General features: G+C 72.9%; 25 protein-coding genes. 10 read left to right on the top strand and 15 right to left on the bottom strand.

Annotated elements, in window-relative coordinates:
- Positions 1 to 18 precede the first annotated feature (18 nt).
- The 4 genes from P0Y31_RS10250 to P0Y31_RS10235 all read right to left on the bottom strand — a co-directional run bounded on the left by P0Y31_RS10250 (position 19) and on the right by P0Y31_RS10235 (position 3739).
- Positions 19 to 1125 carry a hypothetical protein gene (locus P0Y31_RS10250; protein ID WP_275869020.1) on the bottom strand — a complete coding sequence of 369 codons (1107 nt, stop codon included), beginning with the start codon at positions 1123 to 1125 and terminating at the stop codon, positions 19 to 21.
- A 79-nt stretch (positions 1126 to 1204) separates the two neighbouring features.
- Positions 1205 to 2362, bottom strand: coding sequence for a hypothetical protein (locus P0Y31_RS10245; protein ID WP_275869018.1), 1158 nt, complete (start codon positions 2360 to 2362; stop codon positions 1205 to 1207).
- Positions 2363 to 2444: 82 nt separating this feature from the next.
- Entirely contained in the window at positions 2445 to 3074 is a 630-nt protein-coding gene (locus P0Y31_RS10240; protein WP_275869016.1) for an alpha-ketoglutarate-dependent dioxygenase AlkB, read from the bottom strand.
- Positions 3075 to 3133: 59 nt separating this feature from the next.
- A complete protein-coding gene (locus P0Y31_RS10235) occupies positions 3134 to 3739 on the bottom strand; it encodes a methyltransferase domain-containing protein (protein WP_275869013.1) in 606 nt (201 codons plus the stop codon).
- 158 nt (positions 3740 to 3897) lie between these two features.
- Here P0Y31_RS10235 and P0Y31_RS10230 point away from each other — a divergent pair, with 158 nt between their 5' ends.
- Entirely contained in the window at positions 3898 to 4290 is a 393-nt protein-coding gene (locus P0Y31_RS10230; RefSeq protein ID WP_275869011.1) for a DUF2237 domain-containing protein, read from the top strand.
- Positions 4291 to 4330: 40 nt separating this feature from the next.
- Complete coding sequence (locus P0Y31_RS10225) at positions 4331 to 4816, top strand: META domain-containing protein (RefSeq protein WP_275869009.1); 486 nt, start codon at positions 4331 to 4333, stop codon at positions 4814 to 4816.
- A 20-nt stretch (positions 4817 to 4836) separates the two neighbouring features.
- Here P0Y31_RS10225 and P0Y31_RS10220 read toward each other — a convergent pair whose 3' ends face one another.
- Entirely contained in the window at positions 4837 to 5307 is a 471-nt protein-coding gene (locus P0Y31_RS10220) for a diadenosine tetraphosphate hydrolase (protein ID WP_275869006.1), read from the bottom strand.
- Positions 5308 to 5434: 127 nt separating this feature from the next.
- On the opposite strand from P0Y31_RS10220, the gene P0Y31_RS10215 reads away from it, so the two are divergent.
- The gene (locus tag P0Y31_RS10215) at positions 5435 to 5815 is read left to right on the top strand and encodes a DUF805 domain-containing protein (protein ID WP_275869004.1); all 381 of its coding nucleotides are present in this window, start codon (positions 5435 to 5437) and stop codon (positions 5813 to 5815) included.
- On the opposite strand, the gene P0Y31_RS10210 is transcribed toward P0Y31_RS10215, so the two are convergent.
- Positions 5803 to 6429 (bottom strand): hypothetical protein, encoded by a 627-nt coding sequence (locus tag P0Y31_RS10210; RefSeq protein ID WP_275869002.1) that lies wholly within the window; start codon positions 6427 to 6429, stop codon positions 5803 to 5805. The genes P0Y31_RS10215 and P0Y31_RS10210 overlap by 13 nt on opposite strands.
- A gap of 111 nt (positions 6430 to 6540) precedes the next feature.
- On the opposite strand from P0Y31_RS10210, the gene recO reads away from it, so the two are divergent.
- Together recO and P0Y31_RS10200 are read left to right on the top strand one after the other, a co-directional pair.
- A complete protein-coding gene (recO, locus tag P0Y31_RS10205) occupies positions 6541 to 7335 on the top strand; it encodes a DNA repair protein RecO (RefSeq protein ID WP_275869000.1) in 795 nt (264 codons plus the stop codon).
- Complete coding sequence (locus tag P0Y31_RS10200; RefSeq protein WP_275868998.1) at positions 7332 to 8114, top strand: isoprenyl transferase; 783 nt, start codon at positions 7332 to 7334, stop codon at positions 8112 to 8114. Before recO ends, P0Y31_RS10200 begins: the two co-directional genes overlap by 4 nt.
- Here P0Y31_RS10200 and P0Y31_RS10195 read toward each other — a convergent pair.
- The 5 genes from P0Y31_RS10195 to P0Y31_RS10175 all read right to left on the bottom strand — a co-directional run bounded on the left by P0Y31_RS10195 (position 8111) and on the right by P0Y31_RS10175 (position 11685).
- Complete coding sequence (locus P0Y31_RS10195) at positions 8111 to 8524, bottom strand: Fur family transcriptional regulator (RefSeq protein ID WP_275868997.1); 414 nt, start codon at positions 8522 to 8524, stop codon at positions 8111 to 8113. The genes P0Y31_RS10200 and P0Y31_RS10195 overlap by 4 nt on opposite strands.
- Positions 8524 to 9537 carry a metal ABC transporter permease gene (locus P0Y31_RS10190; protein WP_275868995.1) on the bottom strand — a complete coding sequence of 338 codons (1014 nt, stop codon included), beginning with the start codon at positions 9535 to 9537 and terminating at the stop codon, positions 8524 to 8526. The genes P0Y31_RS10195 and P0Y31_RS10190 overlap by 1 nt, the downstream gene beginning before the upstream one ends.
- Positions 9530 to 10369 carry a metal ABC transporter ATP-binding protein gene (locus P0Y31_RS10185; RefSeq protein WP_275868993.1) on the bottom strand — a complete coding sequence of 280 codons (840 nt, stop codon included), beginning with the start codon at positions 10367 to 10369 and terminating at the stop codon, positions 9530 to 9532. Before P0Y31_RS10185 ends, P0Y31_RS10190 begins: the two co-directional genes overlap by 8 nt.
- Positions 10366 to 11325, bottom strand: a complete 960-nt coding sequence (locus P0Y31_RS10180; protein ID WP_275868991.1) for a metal ABC transporter substrate-binding protein — start codon at positions 11323 to 11325, stop codon at positions 10366 to 10368. The genes P0Y31_RS10185 and P0Y31_RS10180 overlap by 4 nt, the downstream gene beginning before the upstream one ends.
- A 72-nt stretch (positions 11326 to 11397) precedes the next feature.
- Positions 11398 to 11685 (bottom strand): DUF6703 family protein, encoded by a 288-nt coding sequence (locus P0Y31_RS10175; protein WP_275868989.1) that lies wholly within the window; start codon positions 11683 to 11685, stop codon positions 11398 to 11400.
- A gap of 89 nt (positions 11686 to 11774) precedes the next feature.
- Between P0Y31_RS10175 and P0Y31_RS10170 the strand changes: the two genes are divergently transcribed.
- Positions 11775 to 13181 carry a glycine--tRNA ligase gene (locus P0Y31_RS10170; protein ID WP_275868987.1) on the top strand — a complete coding sequence of 469 codons (1407 nt, stop codon included), beginning with the start codon at positions 11775 to 11777 and terminating at the stop codon, positions 13179 to 13181.
- Here P0Y31_RS10170 and P0Y31_RS10165 read toward each other — a convergent pair.
- Entirely contained in the window at positions 13178 to 14005 is an 828-nt protein-coding gene (locus P0Y31_RS10165) for a sulfurtransferase (RefSeq protein WP_275868985.1), read from the bottom strand. The genes P0Y31_RS10170 and P0Y31_RS10165 overlap by 4 nt on opposite strands.
- 47 nt (positions 14006 to 14052) lie before the next feature.
- Here P0Y31_RS10165 and P0Y31_RS10160 point away from each other — a divergent pair, with 47 nt between their 5' ends.
- Both P0Y31_RS10160 and dusB read left to right on the top strand, forming a co-directional pair.
- Complete coding sequence (locus P0Y31_RS10160; protein WP_275868983.1) at positions 14053 to 14811, top strand: alpha/beta hydrolase; 759 nt, start codon at positions 14053 to 14055, stop codon at positions 14809 to 14811.
- Between the two features lie 15 nt (positions 14812 to 14826).
- A complete protein-coding gene (gene dusB, locus P0Y31_RS10155; protein WP_275868980.1) occupies positions 14827 to 16053 on the top strand; it encodes a tRNA dihydrouridine synthase DusB in 1227 nt (408 codons plus the stop codon).
- Positions 16054 to 16188: 135 nt separating this feature from the next.
- Here dusB and P0Y31_RS10150 read toward each other — a convergent pair whose 3' ends face one another.
- Positions 16189 to 16743: a type 1 glutamine amidotransferase domain-containing protein gene (locus P0Y31_RS10150; protein WP_275868978.1), complete on the bottom strand. Its 555-nt coding sequence runs from the start codon at positions 16741 to 16743 to the stop codon at positions 16189 to 16191.
- 78 nt (positions 16744 to 16821) lie between these two features.
- Here P0Y31_RS10150 and P0Y31_RS10145 point away from each other — a divergent pair, with 78 nt between their 5' ends.
- Together P0Y31_RS10145 and P0Y31_RS10140 are read left to right on the top strand one after the other, a co-directional pair.
- Complete coding sequence (locus P0Y31_RS10145) at positions 16822 to 17475, top strand: YdeI/OmpD-associated family protein (RefSeq protein ID WP_275868976.1); 654 nt, start codon at positions 16822 to 16824, stop codon at positions 17473 to 17475.
- 10 nt (positions 17476 to 17485) lie between these two features.
- Positions 17486 to 18715, top strand: a complete 1230-nt coding sequence (locus P0Y31_RS10140; RefSeq protein WP_275868974.1) for a deoxyguanosinetriphosphate triphosphohydrolase — start codon at positions 17486 to 17488, stop codon at positions 18713 to 18715.
- Here the strand turns inward: P0Y31_RS10140 and P0Y31_RS10135 are convergent.
- Complete coding sequence (locus tag P0Y31_RS10135; RefSeq protein WP_275868972.1) at positions 18668 to 19114, bottom strand: YrdB family protein; 447 nt, start codon at positions 19112 to 19114, stop codon at positions 18668 to 18670. The two genes, P0Y31_RS10140 and P0Y31_RS10135, sit on opposite strands and share 48 nt — an antisense overlap.
- Positions 19115 to 19240: 126 nt before the next feature.
- The coding region (locus P0Y31_RS10130; RefSeq protein ID WP_275868969.1) for an HNH endonuclease signature motif containing protein at positions 19241 to 19784 on the bottom strand (544 nt) is incomplete at its 5' end.

The following is a 19784-nucleotide window of genomic DNA, read 5'->3' as shown; positions in this document are numbered from 1 at the left end:
CCGCCCCGGGTCGGGCCCTCAGTGGTCGAACAGGTCGGCGGTGTCGGCCTGCCACACGCGGGTGTGGTCGTCGCTGACGGTCAGGTAGACCAGGGACTCGCTGACCTCGGCTCCGGTGAGCTGCCCGCGGGGGCCGTCCACGCAGGTCCACGACGCCCTGAGCCGACAGAGCCGGGGGCCGGCGGGGCCCTGGAGCGCCACCACGGGGTCGTCCACGAAGCCGTCGTCGGCGATCAGCACCGTCGGGTGCCGCAGGTCCACCCGCTCGTCGGCCACCCGGGTCGGCTCGGCGCCGTCGAGCACCACGACCGCGCGCTCTCCTCCAGTGCCCGCGAGCGTGCTGGTGTACGTGTACTCGACGTCGGTGACCCGCTCGAGCACCTCGGGCAGCGGGACGCGCTGCCACGTGGCGTCGTCCCACGAGTCGGTGTCCGTGCTGACGAGCCAGGCCTGCGGCCTGCCGCGGACATCGGGCCCGGAGACCAGCACGGCACCGTCGCGCACCGAGCCCACCACGCCGGCGCGCTGCTCCCGGTGGACGCAGGCGTCCACGCCGCCCCTGACCCGCCAGTCGGACAGGTCGGGCATCCAGACGGCGAGCGCCCCGTCGGGGCAGGCAGCCGTGACGGCGCTGCCGAAGAGGGCCAGGTCGTCGTCGGACGCCCCGCCGTGGGTCACGAGGGCGCGCTCGGCGGCGCCGAGCGTTGTCGAGCCACCGTCTCCCCAATCGCCTCCCACCCACACCCGGGGTGTCGGCGAGTCGGTCTCGGCAGTGAGCACGTTCCCACTGGCCGAGACCATCGGCCGGCCGATCGGGTGCGGCTCGGTCACGTTGTCCTCGAGGCAGCCGCGGAACTGCCCGCCCCACACGAACGCCAGGCAGCCCGTCGGGCCGGGACGTTCGGCGGGCACGAGCACGCCGCGGCCGCCGTCGGGCACGAGCGGGCCGACCGGGCGGGCGCCGTCGAGCCGCACCTCACGCCAGGCCGTCCCGGCGCCGGTGCTGCCGGTGGCCGACGTCGGCGCCGGGGTGGCCGGGGTGGGGGCCCAGCCACCGCACCCGGTCACCACTGCCACTGCCGCCGCCGCGGTGACTGCCACCGCGACCGCACGACCGCGCCTCACCCGCCCCCTGTGCACCCCGACAGTGTGGAGGAACGACCAGGCCCTGCGCAGCCGGTTGGGGTGCGCCAGGTGGGCCGCCTCAGCGCTGCGCGCGGTATGCCGGTGGGCTGGCGTCCGTGGCCGTGCGACGGCGCACCCAGAGGGTCACCTCGCCGGCGTCGTCGCGGACGGCCAGGTAGGTCGCGTCCTCCATCTCGACCGCGGAGGTGAGCAGCCCGCGGGGGCCGTCGACGGCATACCAGCCGTCCTGGCGCTGGGTCCACACCCGGGTGCCGCGCAGGGCCTGCACGGCCAGCACGACCGGCTGGCCGCCCACTCCGGGGTCGGCGACGAGCACGGTGGGCGAGGTGGAGTCGAGCTGGTCGTCGGGGACGTCGACGGTGGTCGCGCGGTCACCCGAGACCGTCACCAGGAGTGGTCGGCCCGCGCGGCTGCCGGCGACCACCCCATCCACGGCCACCACCACATCGGTGACGAGGTCGGCTGCGTCGGTCGTCGTGACGTGGTGCCACTCGGCCGTGCTCCACTCCTCGTCCTCGGCGGTGGCGAACCAGGTCTGGGTCACACCACTGGCGGAGGGCACCGTGCCGGGGGCGAACAGCGGGCCGGCCACGAGAAGCCACCCGTCGCCGGTGTCCGCCCGGAGGGGCGAGGGGCTGCCCGCGTCGACGCAGGGGCCCTGTGCGCCGAACGGGGTCAGCCCGGGCGAGCGAAGCGTCCAGGCGGACACGGCGCCGTGCGGGCACGCGACTGAGGGGACCGTGCCGACCACGATCGCCTCGTCGTCGGAGGTGGCGGCGTCGACGAACGCGGTGGCGTTGCCGTCGGGTCCGGGCGCCAGTGACTCGCGGGCGAGCCTGACGTCGTCGCCGGCCCAGACGACGGGTGGCGTCGCGTCGCCCATGTCCTGCCACTCGACGGCGAGGATGACGTCACCGTTGGTGGAAAGTGCTGTGGCAGAGGGGATTGCGGGCGGGAAGTCGCCGTCCGGGAGGCAGCGTGCGGCCCCTTCGACCGTCAGCTCCACCAGGCAGGGGCGTCCGTGCAGGCGGCCCGACGCCAGCAGCCGCCCCGGTTGGTAGGGCTCGACGGGGCCGGTGACGGTCAACCCGTCGGGCGCGAGACGTTCCCACCCGGGCGGGTCGTCGTCACCGCGCAGAGCGGCGGGGACCGCACAGGCCGAGAGCGCGGCGGCCGTGGCGACACCCATGGCGAGACCGGCTCGGCGCTGTCGCATGCCCCCACCCCCCGTCCAGCACGAGTGTGCCGCGGCGCGACCCCGGGCGAGGGGCCATTGCGCGAAGTCGGGGGTGGCTCCCTCAGCGCACGCCGCGGGGGCGGAACTGGATCGAGATCCGTGACCCCACCGTCTTGGCGGTCTTGGGGATGCAGTGGTCCCAGGTGCGCTGGCACGAGCCACCCATCACGACGAGGTCGCCGTGGCCGAGGGAGAACCCCAGCGACTCGCCACCGCCGCGAGGTCGCAGCATCAGCGATCGCGCCGACCCCACGGAGAGGATCGCGACCATGGTGTCGAGGTCCCTGGCGCGGCCGATGCGGTCGCCGTGCCACGCGACCGAGTCGCGGCCGTCGCGGTAGAGGCACATGCCGGCGGTGACGAAAGGCTCGCCGAGCTCGCCGGTGTAGTGGCGGCTCAGCTGCTCGCGCGCCTCGACGAGCACCGGGTGGGGGAGGGCCTCACCCTCGCCGTAGAACCTCAGCAGGCGCGGCACGTCGACCATCCGCTCGTACATCTCGCGTCGCTCGGCGTGCCACGGCACGTGGTGGTGCAGGTGGTCGAACAGCTCGTCCGCCCCGGCCAGCCACCCGGGTCGGTAGTCGACCCAGGCGCCTCTCGTCAGAAGGGTGCGCTGGAGGCCGCTGCCGAGCGAGCGCAGCTCGAGGCGGTCGGCGACGTCGAGCAACGAGCCCTGGAGTGCCATGCTCATGCCGCCCACCCTACGACAGGTTCGAACACCTGTTCTAGTGGTTGGGCGGTATCCACCGGTCACCGGGCGAGCGCCTGCACCCGCCACATCCCGCTCTGCTCGGTGGACACCGGTCGAAGGCCGTGCCCCGCCAGCACCGCCAGCATGTCCGCCGGAGGGTGGGCGTAGGTGCGGAACTCGCGGCCCATGAGGGCATGAAACGCGTTCTCCGCAGCCAACAGCGCGCGGCTGCCGAGGTTGCGAGGTGGGTGGCTGAACGCCAGTCGGTGGCGGCAGTGGTCGGCCGCCGCACCGAGGAGCCGTTCGTGGTCGGGGTAGCAGCAGACGACCCGGTGGAGGACGACCACGTCTGCCGGCCCCACCTCGTCCGGCGTCGCGGCGATGTCCACGATGCGCCGCTGGACCCGGTCGGCCACTCCGGCGTCCTGCGCCAGCCGGTGCGCGTCGTCGTCGTAGGCGGTGGACAGCTCGAGGGAGACGACCTTCGCGGCACCGCGGCGCAGGAGCTCGAGGCCGATCTCGCCGACGCCGCCGCCGATCTCGAGGACCGTGGCGCCGGCCAGGCCGTCGGCGGCGAGGAAGTCGACCATGCGCGTCGCCGTCCGGTCCAGGCCCCGGCGTCGGTACCTCTTGGCCATCCGCCCGGAGAACCCGGAACCGAACATCTGGTCGCACCCCCGCGGGTCACAGCATCCGGCCACGTGTCGAGTCTCCACCACGCCCGCCGGTTCACGGAAGGAGCGCGACCCGGCCCTGGAGACAGGTCGGCAGGGTCGGCGTGGTGCGCTGGCACCCGCCGGCCCTGCGGCGCGATGCTGGGGCGATGGCGGAGCGCAACGTCCTCGGCGGCGACCTCGAACCGTGCGGCACCGACCCGGTGACCGGCTTCTTCCGCGACGGCTGCTGCAGCACCGGGCCACAGGACCTCGGGAGCCACACGATCTGCGCGGTGGTCACGGCGGAGTTCCTCGCACACCAGCGCAGCATCGGCAACGACCTGTCAACGCCGGTGCCCGAGTACCGGTTTCCCGGTCTGGTGCCGGGAGACCGCTGGTGCGTGACGGCGCTCAACTGGGCGAGGGCCCGCGCCGACGGCGTGGCCGCGCCGGTGGTGCTGGCGGCGACCAACGAGGCGGTGCTCGAGCTGGTGCCGCTCGCCGCTCTCCAGGGGCACGCCGTCGACGTCCCCTCCGACCCGAGCTCCCTCGAGCAGTGACGTTGCGGAACCGCTGCACCCGATGGTGCGTCCCACGGCCATGAGGGCCAGAGGCACAGCCACACGACTCGTCCCCGTCGTCGCCGTGCTCGCGGTCGTCGCGGCCCTGGGACTGGCGATGGTGGTGCGCAGCCTGGTCGACCCCGCCGGAGAGGACAACGCGAACGGTTCGGTCCCCGTCCGCGGCGTGGCGGTCCTGCAGGGCACGTGGACCGCGGTGAACGACGTCGGCGCACCGGCGGCGGCCGTGCAGGGCTCGAGGGTCGCGCTCACCTTCGAGGGCACGTCGCTGCGGGCCACGACGGGGTGCAACGCGCTGACCGGGTCGGTGCGCGTCGTGGACAGCACACTCGTCGTCGACGACCTCGGCGCCACCGACATGGGCTGCGAGCCGACGCTGATGCGCCAGCAGGAGTGGATCGCGGAGATGCTGCAGGCGCGGCCACGGCTCGAGCTCAGCGGGCCGACGCTCTCACTGCTCTGGGACGAACACTGGCTCGGACTGAGCTCAGAACCGGCCGGCTGACAGGCGGTCCAGCTCGGCGGTCAGGGCTGCGCGCACGTGGTCGTGCTGGGGCCGAGCACGGTCTCCGGCTCCGGTGCGCGCCACCGCTGGATCGGGTGCAGGGCCACCGGACGCCACACGTGGTCGGGCCCCTCCCACTCGTACCGAGGCCAGACGTGCGCATGCAGGAAGGCGTCGTGGTTGCCCTGGATCTCGAGGTTGACCCTCCGGAACTGGGGGTCGCGTCGCGCGCACACCGTCTGCACCGCCTCGCCGAGCAGCTCCATGCTGTCGAGGAAGGCCAGTCGCTGCTGCCTCGGCAGGTCGGTCAGCCGGTCCGCGCCGCGGTTGTCGGTGATGAGCACGCAGTAGCCCGGCAGGAACTGCACGTCACCCATGACCGCGAACCCGCCCGGGAGGCAGCGCAGCACCGTGGGGTTCTCACCGCGCAGTGCCGAGCCCACGCGGTCCGCGCGCCAGCCACGGCCATCGGGGGTCTGGATCGAGGTCACGGCGGTGCAGCGTAGCGGTGCGCAGTGCACCACGGTCTGCGGCGTGTCGCCGCGACGTCCACCTTCGCCGCCGCCAGCATGAGCAGCGGCCGGCGCAGGGTCGGCCGTGTCACGAGGGGGAACTCTGATGTCGTTCATGACCGCTGTGCAGACCGTGTTGTCGAAGTACGCGACCTTCTCCGGTCGGGCCCGCCGCTCGGAGTACTGGTGGTTCGTCCTCTTCTACCTCATCGTCGCCGTGGTGGCGACCGTGATCGACAGCGCCGCCGGCCTGCCGCAGACGGCAGGCTACGGCCCGGTCACGATGCTGGTGACGCTCGCGCTGCTGCTGCCGAGCCTTGCGGTGACGGCGCGACGCCTGCACGACACCGGCCGCAGCGGCTGGTGGATGCTCTTGTCGCTCATCCCGATCGGCGGTCTCGTCGTTCTGATCTTCGCGCTGCAGGACAGCAAGGGCCCCAACGCGTGGGGTCAGTCCCCCAAGGCCGTGGCCGCTCAGCCGGCGTAGCCGAACCAGCCGTACTCCCTGCCCTCGGGCGGCCTGGGCAGATCCCAGAGCTCGCCGGCGGAGGCGGCCGCAGCCTCGTGCACCGGGCGCGCGTCGAACGCCACTCGCGTCTCGGGTATGCCGCGCGCCAGCCACTCGACGACGAAGGTCCACCCCTCACCCGTGGGGAGCGGGTACAGCCAGTGCTGGATGCTGCCGTGGACACCTCCGCCGGTGCCGCCGAGCCGTGCGATGCGTGGCGTCTCGGGAAGGGCGTTCAGGTCAGCCGGCAGGTCCTCAGGAGCTGCCCCGATCTTCGTGCCGTCCTCGAGCAGCACGCCGATGCGGACCGCGTTCCTCCAGGCCCACTCGTCGTCGACGAGCTCGGTGCCGGGGCGCTGCCAGGTCTGCACCGTGAACGCGAGGCCCGTCCGGTACGCCTCCAGGCTGGTGAGCGCCACCACGGTGTCGTCGGTGCGTGCCAGCACGACAGTGCCACCGGCGGAGACCGGCACCACGTTGATGGGCGGCTGCCACGGCAGCTGCACGTAGACCGGTCCCCGGTCCTCGGCCCGCTGTGGCTCGGGGAACGGATCGAAGAACCGCTCTGCCGCAGGGTCGGACGACGACGTCATGGCCGCACAGTAGGCGACCGGGCGGCGCCGGGAGGGCGCAACGGTGAGGTGCGCGCACACGCGGGCACCCGGCATACCGGCTTTTGGACCGCGTCGGGAGAGAATGGGTCCATGCCGCTCTACCGCGACGAGGCCATCGTGCTGCGCACCCAGAAGCTGGGCGAGGCCGACCGCATCGTCACGCTGCTCACGCGCGCCCAGGGCAAGGTGCGCGTGGTGGGCAAGGGCGTGCGCCGCACCAAGTCCCGGTTCGGCGCGCGGCTCGAGCCGGCGATGATGGTCGACCTGCAGTGCTACGAGGGCCGCAGCCTCGACACGGTGACGCAGGCCGAGACGCTCGCCAGCTGGGGGGACGTGCTGGCGCGTGACTACACGACCTACACCGCCGCCACCGCGATGCTCGAGACGGCCGACCGGCTCACCGAGGAGCGTGAGCCCTCGCTGCAGCAGTACCTCCTGCTCGCAGGAGCCCTGCGCTCCATGGCAGAAGGCGCGCACGACCCCGGCCTCGTCCTCGACGCCTACCTGCTGCGCGCGCTCGCGATCGCCGGCTGGGCGCCGAGCTTCCACGACTGCGCCCGGTGCGGTGCCGAGGGCCCGCACCGCGCGTTCAACCTCGCCGCCGGCGGCACGGTGTGCCCGGTATGCCGTCCGCCCGGCTCCGCGGCGCCGGCGCCGGAGACGCTCGAGCTGCTGGCCGCGCTGCTCGCCGGCGACTGGGCGGTGGCCGACGCCTCCGAGGTGCGGCACCGCCGCGAGGGCACCGGCCTGGCGACGGCCTTCCTGCAGTGGCACCTCGAGCGCGGGGTGCGCTCACTGCGGCTGGTCGAGCGCCGCGACCCCGGCCCGCGGCCGGATGCGCCGCCCGCGCAGGTGACCCCGCTGCGCGTCGAGGCCCAGGCATGAGCGGTCCCTACGCGCGCCCGTTCGCGCACCCGAGCGGCGCCACGCCCCCGCGGCTGCCCGCCGAGCTCGTGCCCAACCACGTCGCGATCGTCATGGACGGCAACGGCCGGTGGGCCAACCAGCGCGGGCTGCCGCGCACCAAGGGCCACGAGGCGGGGGAGGCCGCGCTCCTCGACGTCGTCGCCGGGGCCATCGAGGCGGGCGTCGGGCACCTGTCGGCCTACGCCTTCTCCACCGAGAACTGGAAGCGCTCGCCCGAGGAGGTGCGCTTCCTCATGGGCTTCAACCGCGACGTCATCCGACGTCGGCGGGACCAGCTGCACCAGTGGGGCGTGCGGATGCGCTGGGTCGGGCGGCGCCCACGGCTGTGGGGCTCGGTCATCAAGGAGCTCGAGGTCGCCCAGGAGCTGACGAGGCACAACACGGGCCTCACGCTCTACTTCTGCGTCAACTACGGCGGCCGGGCCGAGATCGCCGACGCCGTGCGGCGCATCGGCGAGCATGTGAAGGCGGGCAAGCTCAAGCCGGGCTCCATCGACGAGCGCACCATCGCCCGCTTCCTCGACGAGCCGGACATGCCCGACGTCGACCTGTTCGTGCGCAGCTCGGGGGAGCAGCGCACGTCGAACTTCCTGCTGTGGCAGAGCGCCTACGCCGAGATGGTCTTCCAGGACACGCTCTGGCCCGACTACGACCGGCGCCACCTGTGGGAGGCGATCCAGACCTACGCCGAGCGCGACCGCCGCTACGGCGGGGCGGTCGACCAGCCCACCGCCTAGCGCTGGCAGTCGGCGCAGGTGCCGAAGATCTCCAGGGTGTGCTGCACGTCGGAGAAGCCGTGCTCCTCGCTGATCTTGTCGGCCCACCGCTCGACCGCGGGGCCCTCCACCTCGACCGTCTTGCCGCACCCGCGGCAGACGAGGTGGTGGTGGTGCCCGGTGCTGCAGGCCCGGTAGACGGCCTCACCCTCGGCGGTGCGCAGCATGTCGATCGAGCCGTCCGCCGCCATCGACTGGAGCGTCCGGTAGACCGTGGCCAGGCCGACCTTCTCGCCCGCCTCACGGAGCAGGGCGTGCAGCTCCTGGGCAGAGCGGAACTCGTCGACGTCGGCCAGGACGGCTGCGACGGCCGCGCGCTGCTTCGTGGGGCGGCGACCCGACTCGGACGCCGTCTTCGTCGTCGCGGCCATCAGTGGCCCACCTCCCGGTCGTGTCCTGCTGTCGCGCCTGCGGGCTCGGAGCCGTGCTCGTCGTAGTGGCCCTCGTGGGCGGCGTGCCGGTGCCCGTCGTGCAGGTAGTCGACGTGGTCGCCGTGCACGATGGCCGGGTGCCCGCACTCGTCACCGTGCTCGTGCTGGTGGTGCGTGTCGGCGCGGCGGTGCTGGCGCGACCTCAGGCGCGCGCCGACCGCGGTGCCGGCCGCGACGACGACGAAGGCGCCGATGGCGAGCAGCACGATGGTGCCGCCCGAGGGGGTCTCGGCGTAGAAGGAGACGATCACGCCACCGACGCTGGCGAGCACCCCGATGAGCACGGCCCACCGCACCGAGGCCCGGAAGCTCCCTCCGAGGAGCTGGGCGGTGGCGTTGGGGATGATCATCAGCGCGCTGATCAGCAGCAGGCCGACGACGCGCATGGACACCACGACGGTGACGGCGGTCAGCACCGCCAGTGCGACGTTGAGCCCGGTGACGGGCAGCCCCATGGCGCGGGCGTACTCCTCGTCGTTGGCCACGGCGAACAGCCACGGCCGCAGCAGGGTGGTGCCCACCACGACGACGACGGCAAGCCCGGCGAAGACCCACAGGTCGGCGGCGTTCGCGGTGGTGATGGCACCGAAGAGGTATGCCGTGAGGTTGGCCGGGCTGCCGCTGGGCGACTTGGCGATGATCACCACGCCGGCGGCGATGCCGCCGTAGAACATCACCGCGAGGGCGACGTCGCCGCTGGTGCGGCCCCGGGCCCGGATGACCTCGATCACCACGGCAGCGGCCACGGCTGCCACGAGGGCGGTCAGCACCGGCGCGGTGCCGGTGAGGACGCCGACGGCGACACCGGCGAGGGCGACGTGGCCCATGCCGTCACCGATGAGCGAGAGGCGTCGCTGGAGCAGGAAGACGCCCACCAGGGGAGCGGCGAGCCCGACCAGGAGGGCGGCGACCAGCGCCTGGCGCATGAAGTCGTAGGAGAGCAGCTCAGCCATGGGTGTGGTTCCGCGGGTCGAGGGGGCCGGTGGGCGTCGCGCCCGTCAGCCCGGAGGCGGGTGCAGCCTCGTCGGGGTGGTGGTGGTCGTGCCCGACGGCGCCCAGGGTGTCGCGGGCCCGGCCGAACTGCGCGGGCGTGCCGTCGAAGGAGACCCGACCGCCCGACATCACCACGATGCGGGTGACGATGTCGGACAGCGCCTCCAGCTCGTGGGTCACGATGAGCATGGTGGTGCCGCCGCGGGCGAGGCGGGCCAGCACCCCGGCGAGCACCTCCTGGTTGGCGGCGTCGACGCCGGCGGTGGGCTCGTCCATGATCAGCACGTCCGGGTGGGAGGCGAGGGCGCGGGCGATGAGCACCCGACGCTGCTGGCCCCCGGACAGGGTGGTGACGTCGGCCCCCGAGCGGTCCTTCAGGCCCACCACGTCGAGACAGCGGTCGATGAGGTGGCCGTCGCCCCGGCCCACCCGGGGCTGCCACCAGCGCCGGTGCGGGAGACGGCCCACCTCGACGATCTCGGCGACCGTGGCGCGCACCGAGGCCGACAGGGTGTGCCGCTGGGGCACGTAGCCGAGGCGGGGGTGGTCGTCGAAGTCCTCGACCGGCACACCGAACAGGCGGGCGCGGCCACCCATGAGGTCGTTGAGGCCCAGCAGCCCCTTCACCAGCGTCGACTTGCCGGACCCGTTGGCGCCGAGCAGCGCCACGACCTCACCCGGTGCGATGGTGAGCGTCACGTCGCGCACGACCGGCGCCTCGGCATACCCGAAGGAGGCGTGCTCGAGGGCGATGACCGGTGTGTCGGCCGCGGCCGAGGGCTCGGCGCTCACTGACAGCCCTGGCCGGCGCGGAGGGCCGCGAGGTTGCTGCGCATGACCTCAAAGTAGTCCTTGCCGGCCGACTGGTCCGTGAGGCCCTCGATCGGGTCGAGCACCGCGAGCCGGGCGCCCGTCTCGCGCGCGAGGGTCTGCGCCACGGCCCGGCTCACCAGCGTCTCGGCGTAGACGGTCGTGACTCCCTCCTCCTTCACGAAGGAGGCGATCCGTCCCAGGGTGGCGGGGTCGGGCTCGGCCTCGGGGGTGAGGCCGCTGATCCCCTGCTGGTGGAGGTCGTACGCCTCGGCGAGGTAGCCGAACGCGGCGTGGCTCGTCACGAGATCGCGGCTGTCGCAGGTCTTGAGCCCGGCCTTGAACTCGGAGTCGAGAGTGGTCAGCCGCGACGTGAAGTCCGCTGCGCGGGAACGGAACTCGTCGGCGTGCTCGGGGTCGAGCTCGGCGAGCCTGGCGGCGATGGCGTCGGCGACATCGGCGTAGCGCTGCGGGTCGAGCCAGAAGTGCGGGTCGGCGCTGCCCTCGGCGTGCTCCTCCTCGGCGTGCGCGTCGTGCTCGGCCTCGCTCTCGCCCTCGTGGCCGTGCGGCTGCGCGGCCAGGTCGAGCCGCGCCGACGGTGTGACGTCGAAGCCCTTGTCCGCGGCCTGGTCCGCCACGGCGTCGTCGACGGCGGGCTGGAAGCCCTTGAGGTAGACCACGGAGTCGGCGCCGGAGACGGTCGCGACCGCCTTGGGGGTCAGCTCGAGGTCGTGGGGCTCGACGCCGGGCTTGGTCAGGCCGGTGACACTGACGCGGTCGCCGCCGACCTGCTCGACGGCGTACTGCAGGGGGTAGAAGGCCGCGACGACCTCGAGGTCACCGTCCCCCGAGGTGCCGGCACCTCCCTGGCTGCTGCACGCGGTCACGCCGGCGAGGGCGACGGCGGACAGGAGGGCGGGGAGCAGGCGGGCCTTCATGACAATCATTCTCATCCGGAATGAGAATGATTGTCAAAACCGTGTCCCCGGTGAGCGGCGCTGCAGCTCGGCTCAGGTGCGGGGGACCGCCTGGGTGACGGCGATCGCGGCCGCGAGGAGGATGACCGCGACGCGCATGAGCCGCTCGACGCCGGTGAGGCGCGGCCAGCCGAGGTAGAGCATCCACGCCAGGAAGAGGGCGACCAGGGCGGTGAGCACCCAGCCCCAGTCCGCGATGAGGATGCCGCCCACCAGCAGGGCCAGGACGGCGAGGAAGGGCACGGCCCGGGGGAGGCGGCTCAGGCGGGTCAGCAGCGGGAGGCTGGCCTTCTCGACGGAGGTGCGGAAGCTCGAGGACACGCCCCGCACCCTACGGCAGGGGGCAGCGGCAGCTGAGCAGGCGGCATACCCGCGTGAGCGCCCGGGAGGCGGTCGGTAACCTTCTCCGCATGGCTGCACCGACCTCCACCGTGGACACCGTCGTCTCCCTCTGCAAGCGCAGGGGCTTCGTCTTCCCGTGCGGTGAGATCTACGGCGGCACGAGGTCGGCCTGGGACTACGGCCCGCTCGGCGTCGAGCTCAAGGAGAACATCAAGCGCCAGTGGTGGAAGTCGATCGTGACCGGCCGCGAGGACGTCGTCGGGCTCGACTCCTCGATCATCCTGCCGCGCGAGACCTGGGTGGCCTCGGGCCACGTCGGCGAGTTCAGCGACCCCCTCACCGAGTGCCAGTCGTGCCACAAGCGCTTCCGCCTCGACCACATGCAGGAGGCCATCGCCGAGAAGGAGGCGAAGAAGGGCAAGGAGGTCGACCCCGACTCCATCCCCCTGAGCGACATCGCCTGCCCGAACTGCGGCACCCGCGGCGCGTGGACCGAGCCGCGCGAGTTCAACATGATGCTCAAGACCTACCTCGGCGTGATCGAGGACGAGTCCGGGCTGCACTACCTGCGCCCCGAGACGGCCCAGGGCATCTTCGTCAACTTCCTCAACGTCATGAACGCCTCGCGCAAGAAGCCGCCGTTCGGCATCGCGCAGACCGGCAAGAGCTTCCGCAACGAGATCACGCCGGGCAACTTCATCTTCCGCACCCGCGAGTTCGAGCAGATGGAGATGGAGTTCTTCGTCAAGCCGGGTGAGGACGAGGAGTGGCACCAGTACTGGATCGACGAGCGCACCCGCTGGTACACCGACCTCGGCATCAACCCCGAAAACCTGCGCCACTACGAGCACCCGCAGGACAAGCTGTCGCACTACTCCAAGCGCACCGTCGACATCGAGTACCGGTTCAACTTCGCCGGCTCGGAGTGGGGTGAGCTCGAGGGCATCGCCAACCGCACCGACTTCGACCTCGGCACCCACACGAAGCACTCGGGCACCGACCTCGTCTACTTCGACCAGGCCAGCGGCGAGAAGTACACGCCCTACGTCATCGAGCCGGCAGCTGGCCTGTCCCGCTCGCTGATGACCTTCCTCGTCGACGCCTACTCCGAGGACGAGGCCCCCAACACCAAGGGCGGGGTCGACAAGCGCGTCGTGCTGCGCCTCGACAAGCGTCTCGCGCCGGTCAAGGCCGCCGTGCTGCCGCTGTCGCGCAACGCCGACCTGACGCCGAAGGCCAAGGACCTCGCCGCCGCGCTGCGCCAGCACTGGAACGTCGAGTTCGACGACGCCGGCGCCATCGGCCGCCGCTACCGCCGCCAGGACGAGATCGGCACGCCGTTCTGCGTCACGGTCGACTTCGACACCCTCGACGACCACGCCGTCACGGTGCGCGAGCGCGACACGATGAGCCAGGAGCGGGTCTCGCTCGACCAGATCGAGTCCTACCTGGCCGCGCGCCTCGTCGGCTGCTAGGGGGTTCGGCCCGTCGCGACCGGCCGCGCCGGGTCGGTGATCCAGTGGCTCCACGAGCCGACGTAGACCGGCGTCTCGACGCCGATCTCGTGCAGGGCGAGCGCCTGGTGCGCCGCCGTCACCCCTGACCCGCAGTAGGTGCCGACCGGCCTGCCCGGCCTCACGCCGAGGGCCGTGAACCGCGCCCGCAGCTCCTGCTGGGGCAGGAACCGGCCGTCCGGCCCCATGTTGTCGACGGTGGGGGCGCTGACGGCACCGGGGATGTGCCCGGCGACCGGGTCGATGGGCTCGGTCTCGCCGGCCCAGCGCTCGGTCGAGCGGGCGTCGAGCAGCACGCCGAGGCGGGCCACCTCGGCCGCTCCGTCGGCGTCGAGCAGCGGCATGCCGCCGGCGTGCGCCTCGAAGGTCCCGGCGCCCGGGGGCGGCACCTGCGTGCTGACGGGCCCTCCCGCCCCGGTCCACGCGGCCAGCCCGCCGTCGAGCACCTGCACGAACCCGAGGCCGTAGTAGCCGAACACCCACCACGCGCGAGCGGCGGCCGTGCACGCGCCCTGGTCGTAGACGACGACCCGGGTGTCGGCGTCGACGCCGCAGCGGCGCAGCGCCGCCTGCACCGAGTGGGCCGTCGGCAACGGGTGCCGCCCGCCGGGCCCGGGCGGGCCGGCGAGCTCGGCGTCGAGGTCGACGTGGTGCGCCCCGGGGAGGTGCGCCCGCTCGAAGTCGTCGCGGCCCCTGCCGACCGCCCCGAGGTGGTACTGGACGTCGACGACCACGATGTCGTCGAGCCTGTCCAGCAGGTCCTCGGGGCTGATGAGGGCGCTCATGAGCCACATCCAACCGCAGGGTCGGCGGCCTCGCGTAGCGTCGGGGCATGACGACCCGGCTGGTGCTGGTGCACGGCACCCGCGTGAGCAGCACCCAGTGGCGGCTGCCGGCCTACGAGGAGGTGCTCGCCGAGCTCGACGTCGTGACGCCTGACCTCCCGGGGCACGGGTCGCGGGCCGGGGAGCCGTTCACCACCGAGGCCGCCGTCGAGGTCCTCGCCGAGGCGGTCGAGGGAGGGGAGCCGGGTGCACCGGTCGTGCTTGCCGGCCACTCGCTCGGCGGCTACATGGCCATGGCGTATGCCGGCGCCCACCCCGACCGCCTCGCCGGACTGGCGCTGATCGGGGCGTCCGCGGTGCCCCGCGGACCCGGCGCCGCGGCATACCGCGCCTTTGCCTCGCTGATCCCGAAGGTCGGCCCGGAGCGGATGGCCAGGCTGTCGAACCGGGTGCTGACGCGGCTCACCGACGAGGAGACCGCTCGGACGGTGCTCGACGGCAGCGACTCCTACGAGGCCACCGCCGATGCCTGGGCAGCGGTGATGGCCGACGGCGACCCCCGGCTGCTGCGCGAGGTGACCTGCCCCGTGCTCCTGCTCAGCGGACAGTGGGACCAGCTGCGGGTGCACGCGCGGGAGTTCGCCGCCCAGTGCCGCGACGCCCGGGTCGTGGTGGTGCCGGGCGCGACGCACCTGCTGCCGCTCAGCCACCCGCGCGTGGTCGCGACGATGCTGCGTGACTTCGCCCACGAGGTCTCTGCCCCAGGTCTCCGCCCCGCGGATTCTGAGGAGGGCCGCAGCACCTGAGACAATGCGGGCGCCATGACCAGCACCGCCTCCGCCACCGCACCCGTGCCCGCAGCCACCCCGGTCCTGCCTCCGCTGCAGATCGGCCCCCACACCATCGAGTCGCCCGTCGTGCTCGCGCCGATGGCCGGCATCACCAACCGCGCGTTCCGGAAGCTGTGCCGTGAGTACGGCCAGGAGGGGCTCGAGCGCGGAGGCGCGAGCGGGGCGACGTCGCTCTACGTGAGCGAGATGATCACCTCGCGCGCGCTGGTCGAGCGGACGCCGGAGTCGATGCGGCTCATCGAGCACGACCCGGAGGAGAACCCGCGGTCGATCCAGCTCTACGGCGTCGACCCGGCCACGGTGGCCGCGGCCGTGCGGATGCTGGTGACCGAGGACCGCGCCGACCACATCGACCTGAACTTCGGCTGCCCGGTGCCCAAGGTGACCCGCAAGGGTGGGGGAGCGGCGCTGCCGTGGAAGCGTGACCTCTTCGAGGCGATCGTGACGGCCGCCGTCCGCGAGGCCTCGCCGTCGGGCATCCCCGTCACGGTGAAGATGCGCAAGGGCATCGACGACGAGCACCTGACCTACCTCGACGCCGGGCTCATCGCGGAGCGGGCCGGGGTCGCGGCGGTCGCGTTGCACGGCCGGACCGCCTCCCAGGCCTACTCCGGCGAGGCGGACTGGACCGCGATCGCCCGGCTGAAGGAGACGGTGCGCAGCATCCCCGTGCTCGGCAACGGCGACATCTGGTCGGCCGAGGACGCCGTGCGGATGGCGGAGGAGACCGGCTGCGACGGCGTCGTCGTCGGGCGGGGCTGCCTCGGACGACCCTGGCTGTTCACCGACCTGGCAGCCGCCTTCGCCGGAACCTCCGCCCGCATCGAGCCGACGCTCGGCGAGGTGACGGCGACGATGCGCCGGCACACCGAGTACCTCGTCGACTTCTACGGTGACGAGTTCAAGGCCTGCCGCGACATCCGCAAGCACATCGCGTGGTACCTCAAGGGCTTCCCGGCGGGCTCGACCGTGCGGCACCAGCTCGCCCTCGTCGACTCGCTCGAGGCGCTCGACGCCCTCATCGCCACGATGGACCCCGAGGCGCCGTGGCCGGGGGACGCGGCCGAGGGCCAGCGGGGACGGGCCGGGTCGCCGCGTCAGGTCGCCCTGCCCGAGGGGTGGCTCGACAGCCAGGAGCTCAACGAGGCCGCGCGGCAGGCCGTCGCCCAGGCGGAGCTGTCGGTCTCCGGCGGCTGAGGTCTGCGGTGGTTGAGATCCGCGTCGGTTGAGATCGGCGGCGGCCGCGCTAGCCCCACACAGCGCTGCTGCCCGGCCACCGGTGGGATGGCCGAGCAGCAGCTGTTCAGGGGGACGTCCCCCCTGGCGTCGCGCCTACCGCGAGGCGATGCCGTGCGCCACGGCGTCGAGCAGGTGGCCGGTGAAGGCGGGCAGGTCGTGTGGTTTCCGGCTGGTGATGAGGTTGCCGTCGACGACGACCTCCTTGTCGACCCAGTCACCGCCGGCGTTGCGGATGTCGGTCTGCAGGCTCGGCCACGACGTGAGCTGCTTGCCGCGCACGACGTCGGCCTCGACGAGGGTCCACGGCGCATGGCAGATGGCGGCCACGACCTTGCCGGACTGCACGAACTCGCGGATGAACGCGACGGCGTCCGCGTCCATGCGCAGCGCGTCGGGGTTGGCCACCCCGCCGGGCAGCACGAGGGCGTCGTAGTCGTCGACGGAGGCGCTCGAGACGGTCTTGTCGACCGGGCGCCTCTCCGCCTTGTCGAGGTGGTTGAAGGTCTGCACCTCGCCCTCCTTCGTGCTGAGCAGCACCGGGGTGGCACCCGCGTCGCTGACGGCCTTCCAGGGCTCGGTCAGCTCGACACGCTCGATGCCCTCGGGGGCGACGAGGAAAGCGATGCTCTTTCCACTCAGATGGCTCATGGCTCCACCCTGCGCCCGCCCCCGGAAGAGGCGCAATTCGTGGCGACGGCTGTCGGTGCCGCGTGGCAGGCTCGCCCCATGGTCGGACAACCGGGCGGCTCGGCAGAGCGTCCAGCGCTGTTCTTCGACGGCCCGGAGGAGTTCCGCGCGTGGCTGGAGGAGAACCACGCGACCCATGAGGGCCTGTGGGTCGGGCTGTACAAGAAGCACGCGTCGCACCGGGGGTTGACCTACGGCGAAGCCCTCGACGAGGCGCTCTGCTTCGGGTGGATCGACTCCGTCTCCCAGCGCATCGACGACGACACGGTGCGGCAGCGCTGGACCCCGCGGAAGGCGGGCAGCATCTGGAGCCGGGTCAACATCGGACACGTGGAACGCCTGACTGCCGAGGGGCGCATGCACCCCGCCGGGGTCGCGGCCTTCGAGCGGCGCAGTGACGCCCGGTCGGGCGTCTACTCCTTCGAGCAGGGCGAGCTCGCCCTGCCGGACGGCTACGAGGAGCGGCTGCGGGCCAACGCCGCCGCAGCGGCCTTCTGGGATGTCGCGACGCCGACCTACCGCAAGGCCGTCACGGCGTGGGTGCTCGACGGGAAGCAGGAGGCCACCCGGGAGAAACGGCTGGCCCAGCTCATCGACGACAGCGCGAACGGACGGCTCGTGCCGCCGCAGCGCTACGGCACGGAGCCGAGGTGGGTCGAGCGCGCTGCGCGGGCCGCTCGGGAGGCCACCTAGAGTCGGCACCGTGGCCTACTCCGACACCGACCGGGAGCGCTGGGTGCGCGAGGACCCGGTGCACAAGCGCGCCGACCGCGACGACTTCGCGCGCGACCGGGCGCGGCTGGTGCACTCGGCCAGCCTGCGGCGGCTCTCCGCCAAGACCCAGGTCGTGCAGCCGGGTGACGACGACTTCGTGCGCAACCGGCTGACCCACTCGCTCGAGGTGGCGCAGATCGGCCGCGAGTTCGGTGCGGCACTCGGGTGCAGCGCCGACGTCGTCGACACCGCCTGCCTTGCGCACGACATCGGGCACCCGCCGTTCGGGCACAACGGTGAACAGGTGCTCGACGAGATCGCCTCTGGCATAGGCGGATTCGAGGGCAACGCGCAGACGCTGCGACTGCTCACGCGTCTGGAGGCCAAGCGGGTGCACCCCGACGGGCGACCTGCCGGGCTCAACCTCACCCGGGCCAGCCTCGACGCCGCGACGAAGTACCCGTGGGCGCGGGGGGAGGGGGGCGAGGGGACTCGCAAGTTCGGGGTGTACGCCGAGGACCTGGACGTGTTTGCGTGGTTCCGCGACGGCGTCCCGGAGGGTCGACGTTGCCTCGAGGCCGAGGTCATGGACTGGTCCGACGACGTCGCCTACTCGGTCCACGACGTCGAGGACGCCGTGGCCTCGGGACGGCTCGACCTGCGGAGGCTGCGCGACACCTCCGACGTCGAGCAGGTGCTGGCCATGGCCAGCGGGCTGTATGCCGCCGACCTCGGCTCCGAGGACCTCGGCGCCGCCCTGGAGCGGGTGCTGGCGACGGGCGCTGTGCCAACGGCCTACGATGGGTCGCGGCGCGACCTCGCCGCGCTGAAGGACATGACGTCGCGCCTCATCGGCAGGTTCGTGCTCGCCGTCGAGCTCGCCACCCGTGAACGCCACGGCGACGGCGACCTCACCCGCTACGACGCCGACCTCGTCGTGCCCGACGCGACCCGCGCCGAGGTCGCGGTGCTCAAGGCCACGGCAGCGCACTTCGTCATGTATGCCGAGGAGCGCGTCGAGGTCATGGCCGGCCAGCGGGCGGTGGTCAGGGACCTCGTGGCCGCCTACCGGCAGTCGCCCGCCGAGCGCCTGGACCTCGACCTGCTCGCCGACTGGAAGGCGGCCGAGTCGGACGCGGCCGCGCTGCGCGTCATCGTCGACCAGGTGGCCTCACTGACCGACGTCCGGGCGCTGTCCCTCCACCGCCGCTGGTGCTGACGACCCCCAGCCCGAGTGCCGGTGGCCCGTCAGTCGAAGCAGGCCCTTGACGAGGGCGAAGCCGGCCACGAGCGACACGCCCCACCAGGGGTGGCCGACGGCGGCCAGGCAGACGCCCCCGACCGCGAACCACCCCAGCATGAAGGCGGCCAGGGGCAGACCGTGCAGCCGCTGGGCGGCCTTCGGCGCGGCGTAGCGCCCCCACAGGGCAACCATGACCGACACGGTGACGACTGCGACGGCGATGCCCAGTGCCCCGCCGAGACCGACCGACCACCAGGCGACCGCCACCAGGCACAGGACCTCGACCAGGAACAGGACGGCGAGCAGGAGACCCTGGAGCGGGCTCACCGCCAGCTGCGCCGGACCTGGTGCTGGGGGAGGGTCGGTGCGGGCCACGGGGACGATGCTAGGTGGCGCCTCAGGGGGAGCGAGGCCGTTCGCCGACTTGCCTGTGACCAGCCTGTGGTCGGCTGAGTGACATGCCGAGGGCCCCGCCGGCGGCAGGCGGGGTGTGGGGCGGGGTCACGCTGGCTCCTGGGCGGCGCGACGGGCCAGGAGCTCGTAGGACCCGCGGACCAGGTCCCACTCGACCCGTTCGCCGTGCGCGTCGCGGACGACTCGGCCGGCGTGGCGGCGGGTGTGCACGATCGTGTGGTGCCGCTCGCACAGCAGGGCCGCGTTCGACAGGTTCGAGGGGCCGAGGTCTGCCCAGTGCACGAGGTGGTGGGCGTCGGTCCACTGCGGCGGGGCGTCGCAGCCCGGGTACGTGCACCCGCCGTCGCGCAGCCAGAGCCGTTTGGTCTGGGCGTCGGTGAAGTACCGCTTCTCCAGGCCCCAGTCCACGACCTCACCCTTGCCGCCCAGGACGATGGGGATGACGGAGCCGTCGCAGCACAGCCGGCGGACGGTCTCGGGGGCGAGGTGGGTGCCGGCGTCGAGCCCGCCCAGGGTGGTGGCCGCGCCGAGCCCGGCCTTGAGGTCGTCGTAGCTCATGGTCAGCAGCAGGGTCGTCTTGTTCGTCTTGCCGACCTCGTCACCGGCCGCCACCGCGCGCCGCAGCAAGGTC

The sequence above is a fragment of the Knoellia sp. 3-2P3 genome (assembly GCF_029223115.1).
Taxonomy (GTDB): Bacteria; Actinomycetota; Actinomycetes; order Actinomycetales; family Dermatophilaceae; genus Pedococcus_A.
This window is presented reverse-complemented; position numbering and strand designations above follow the sequence as displayed.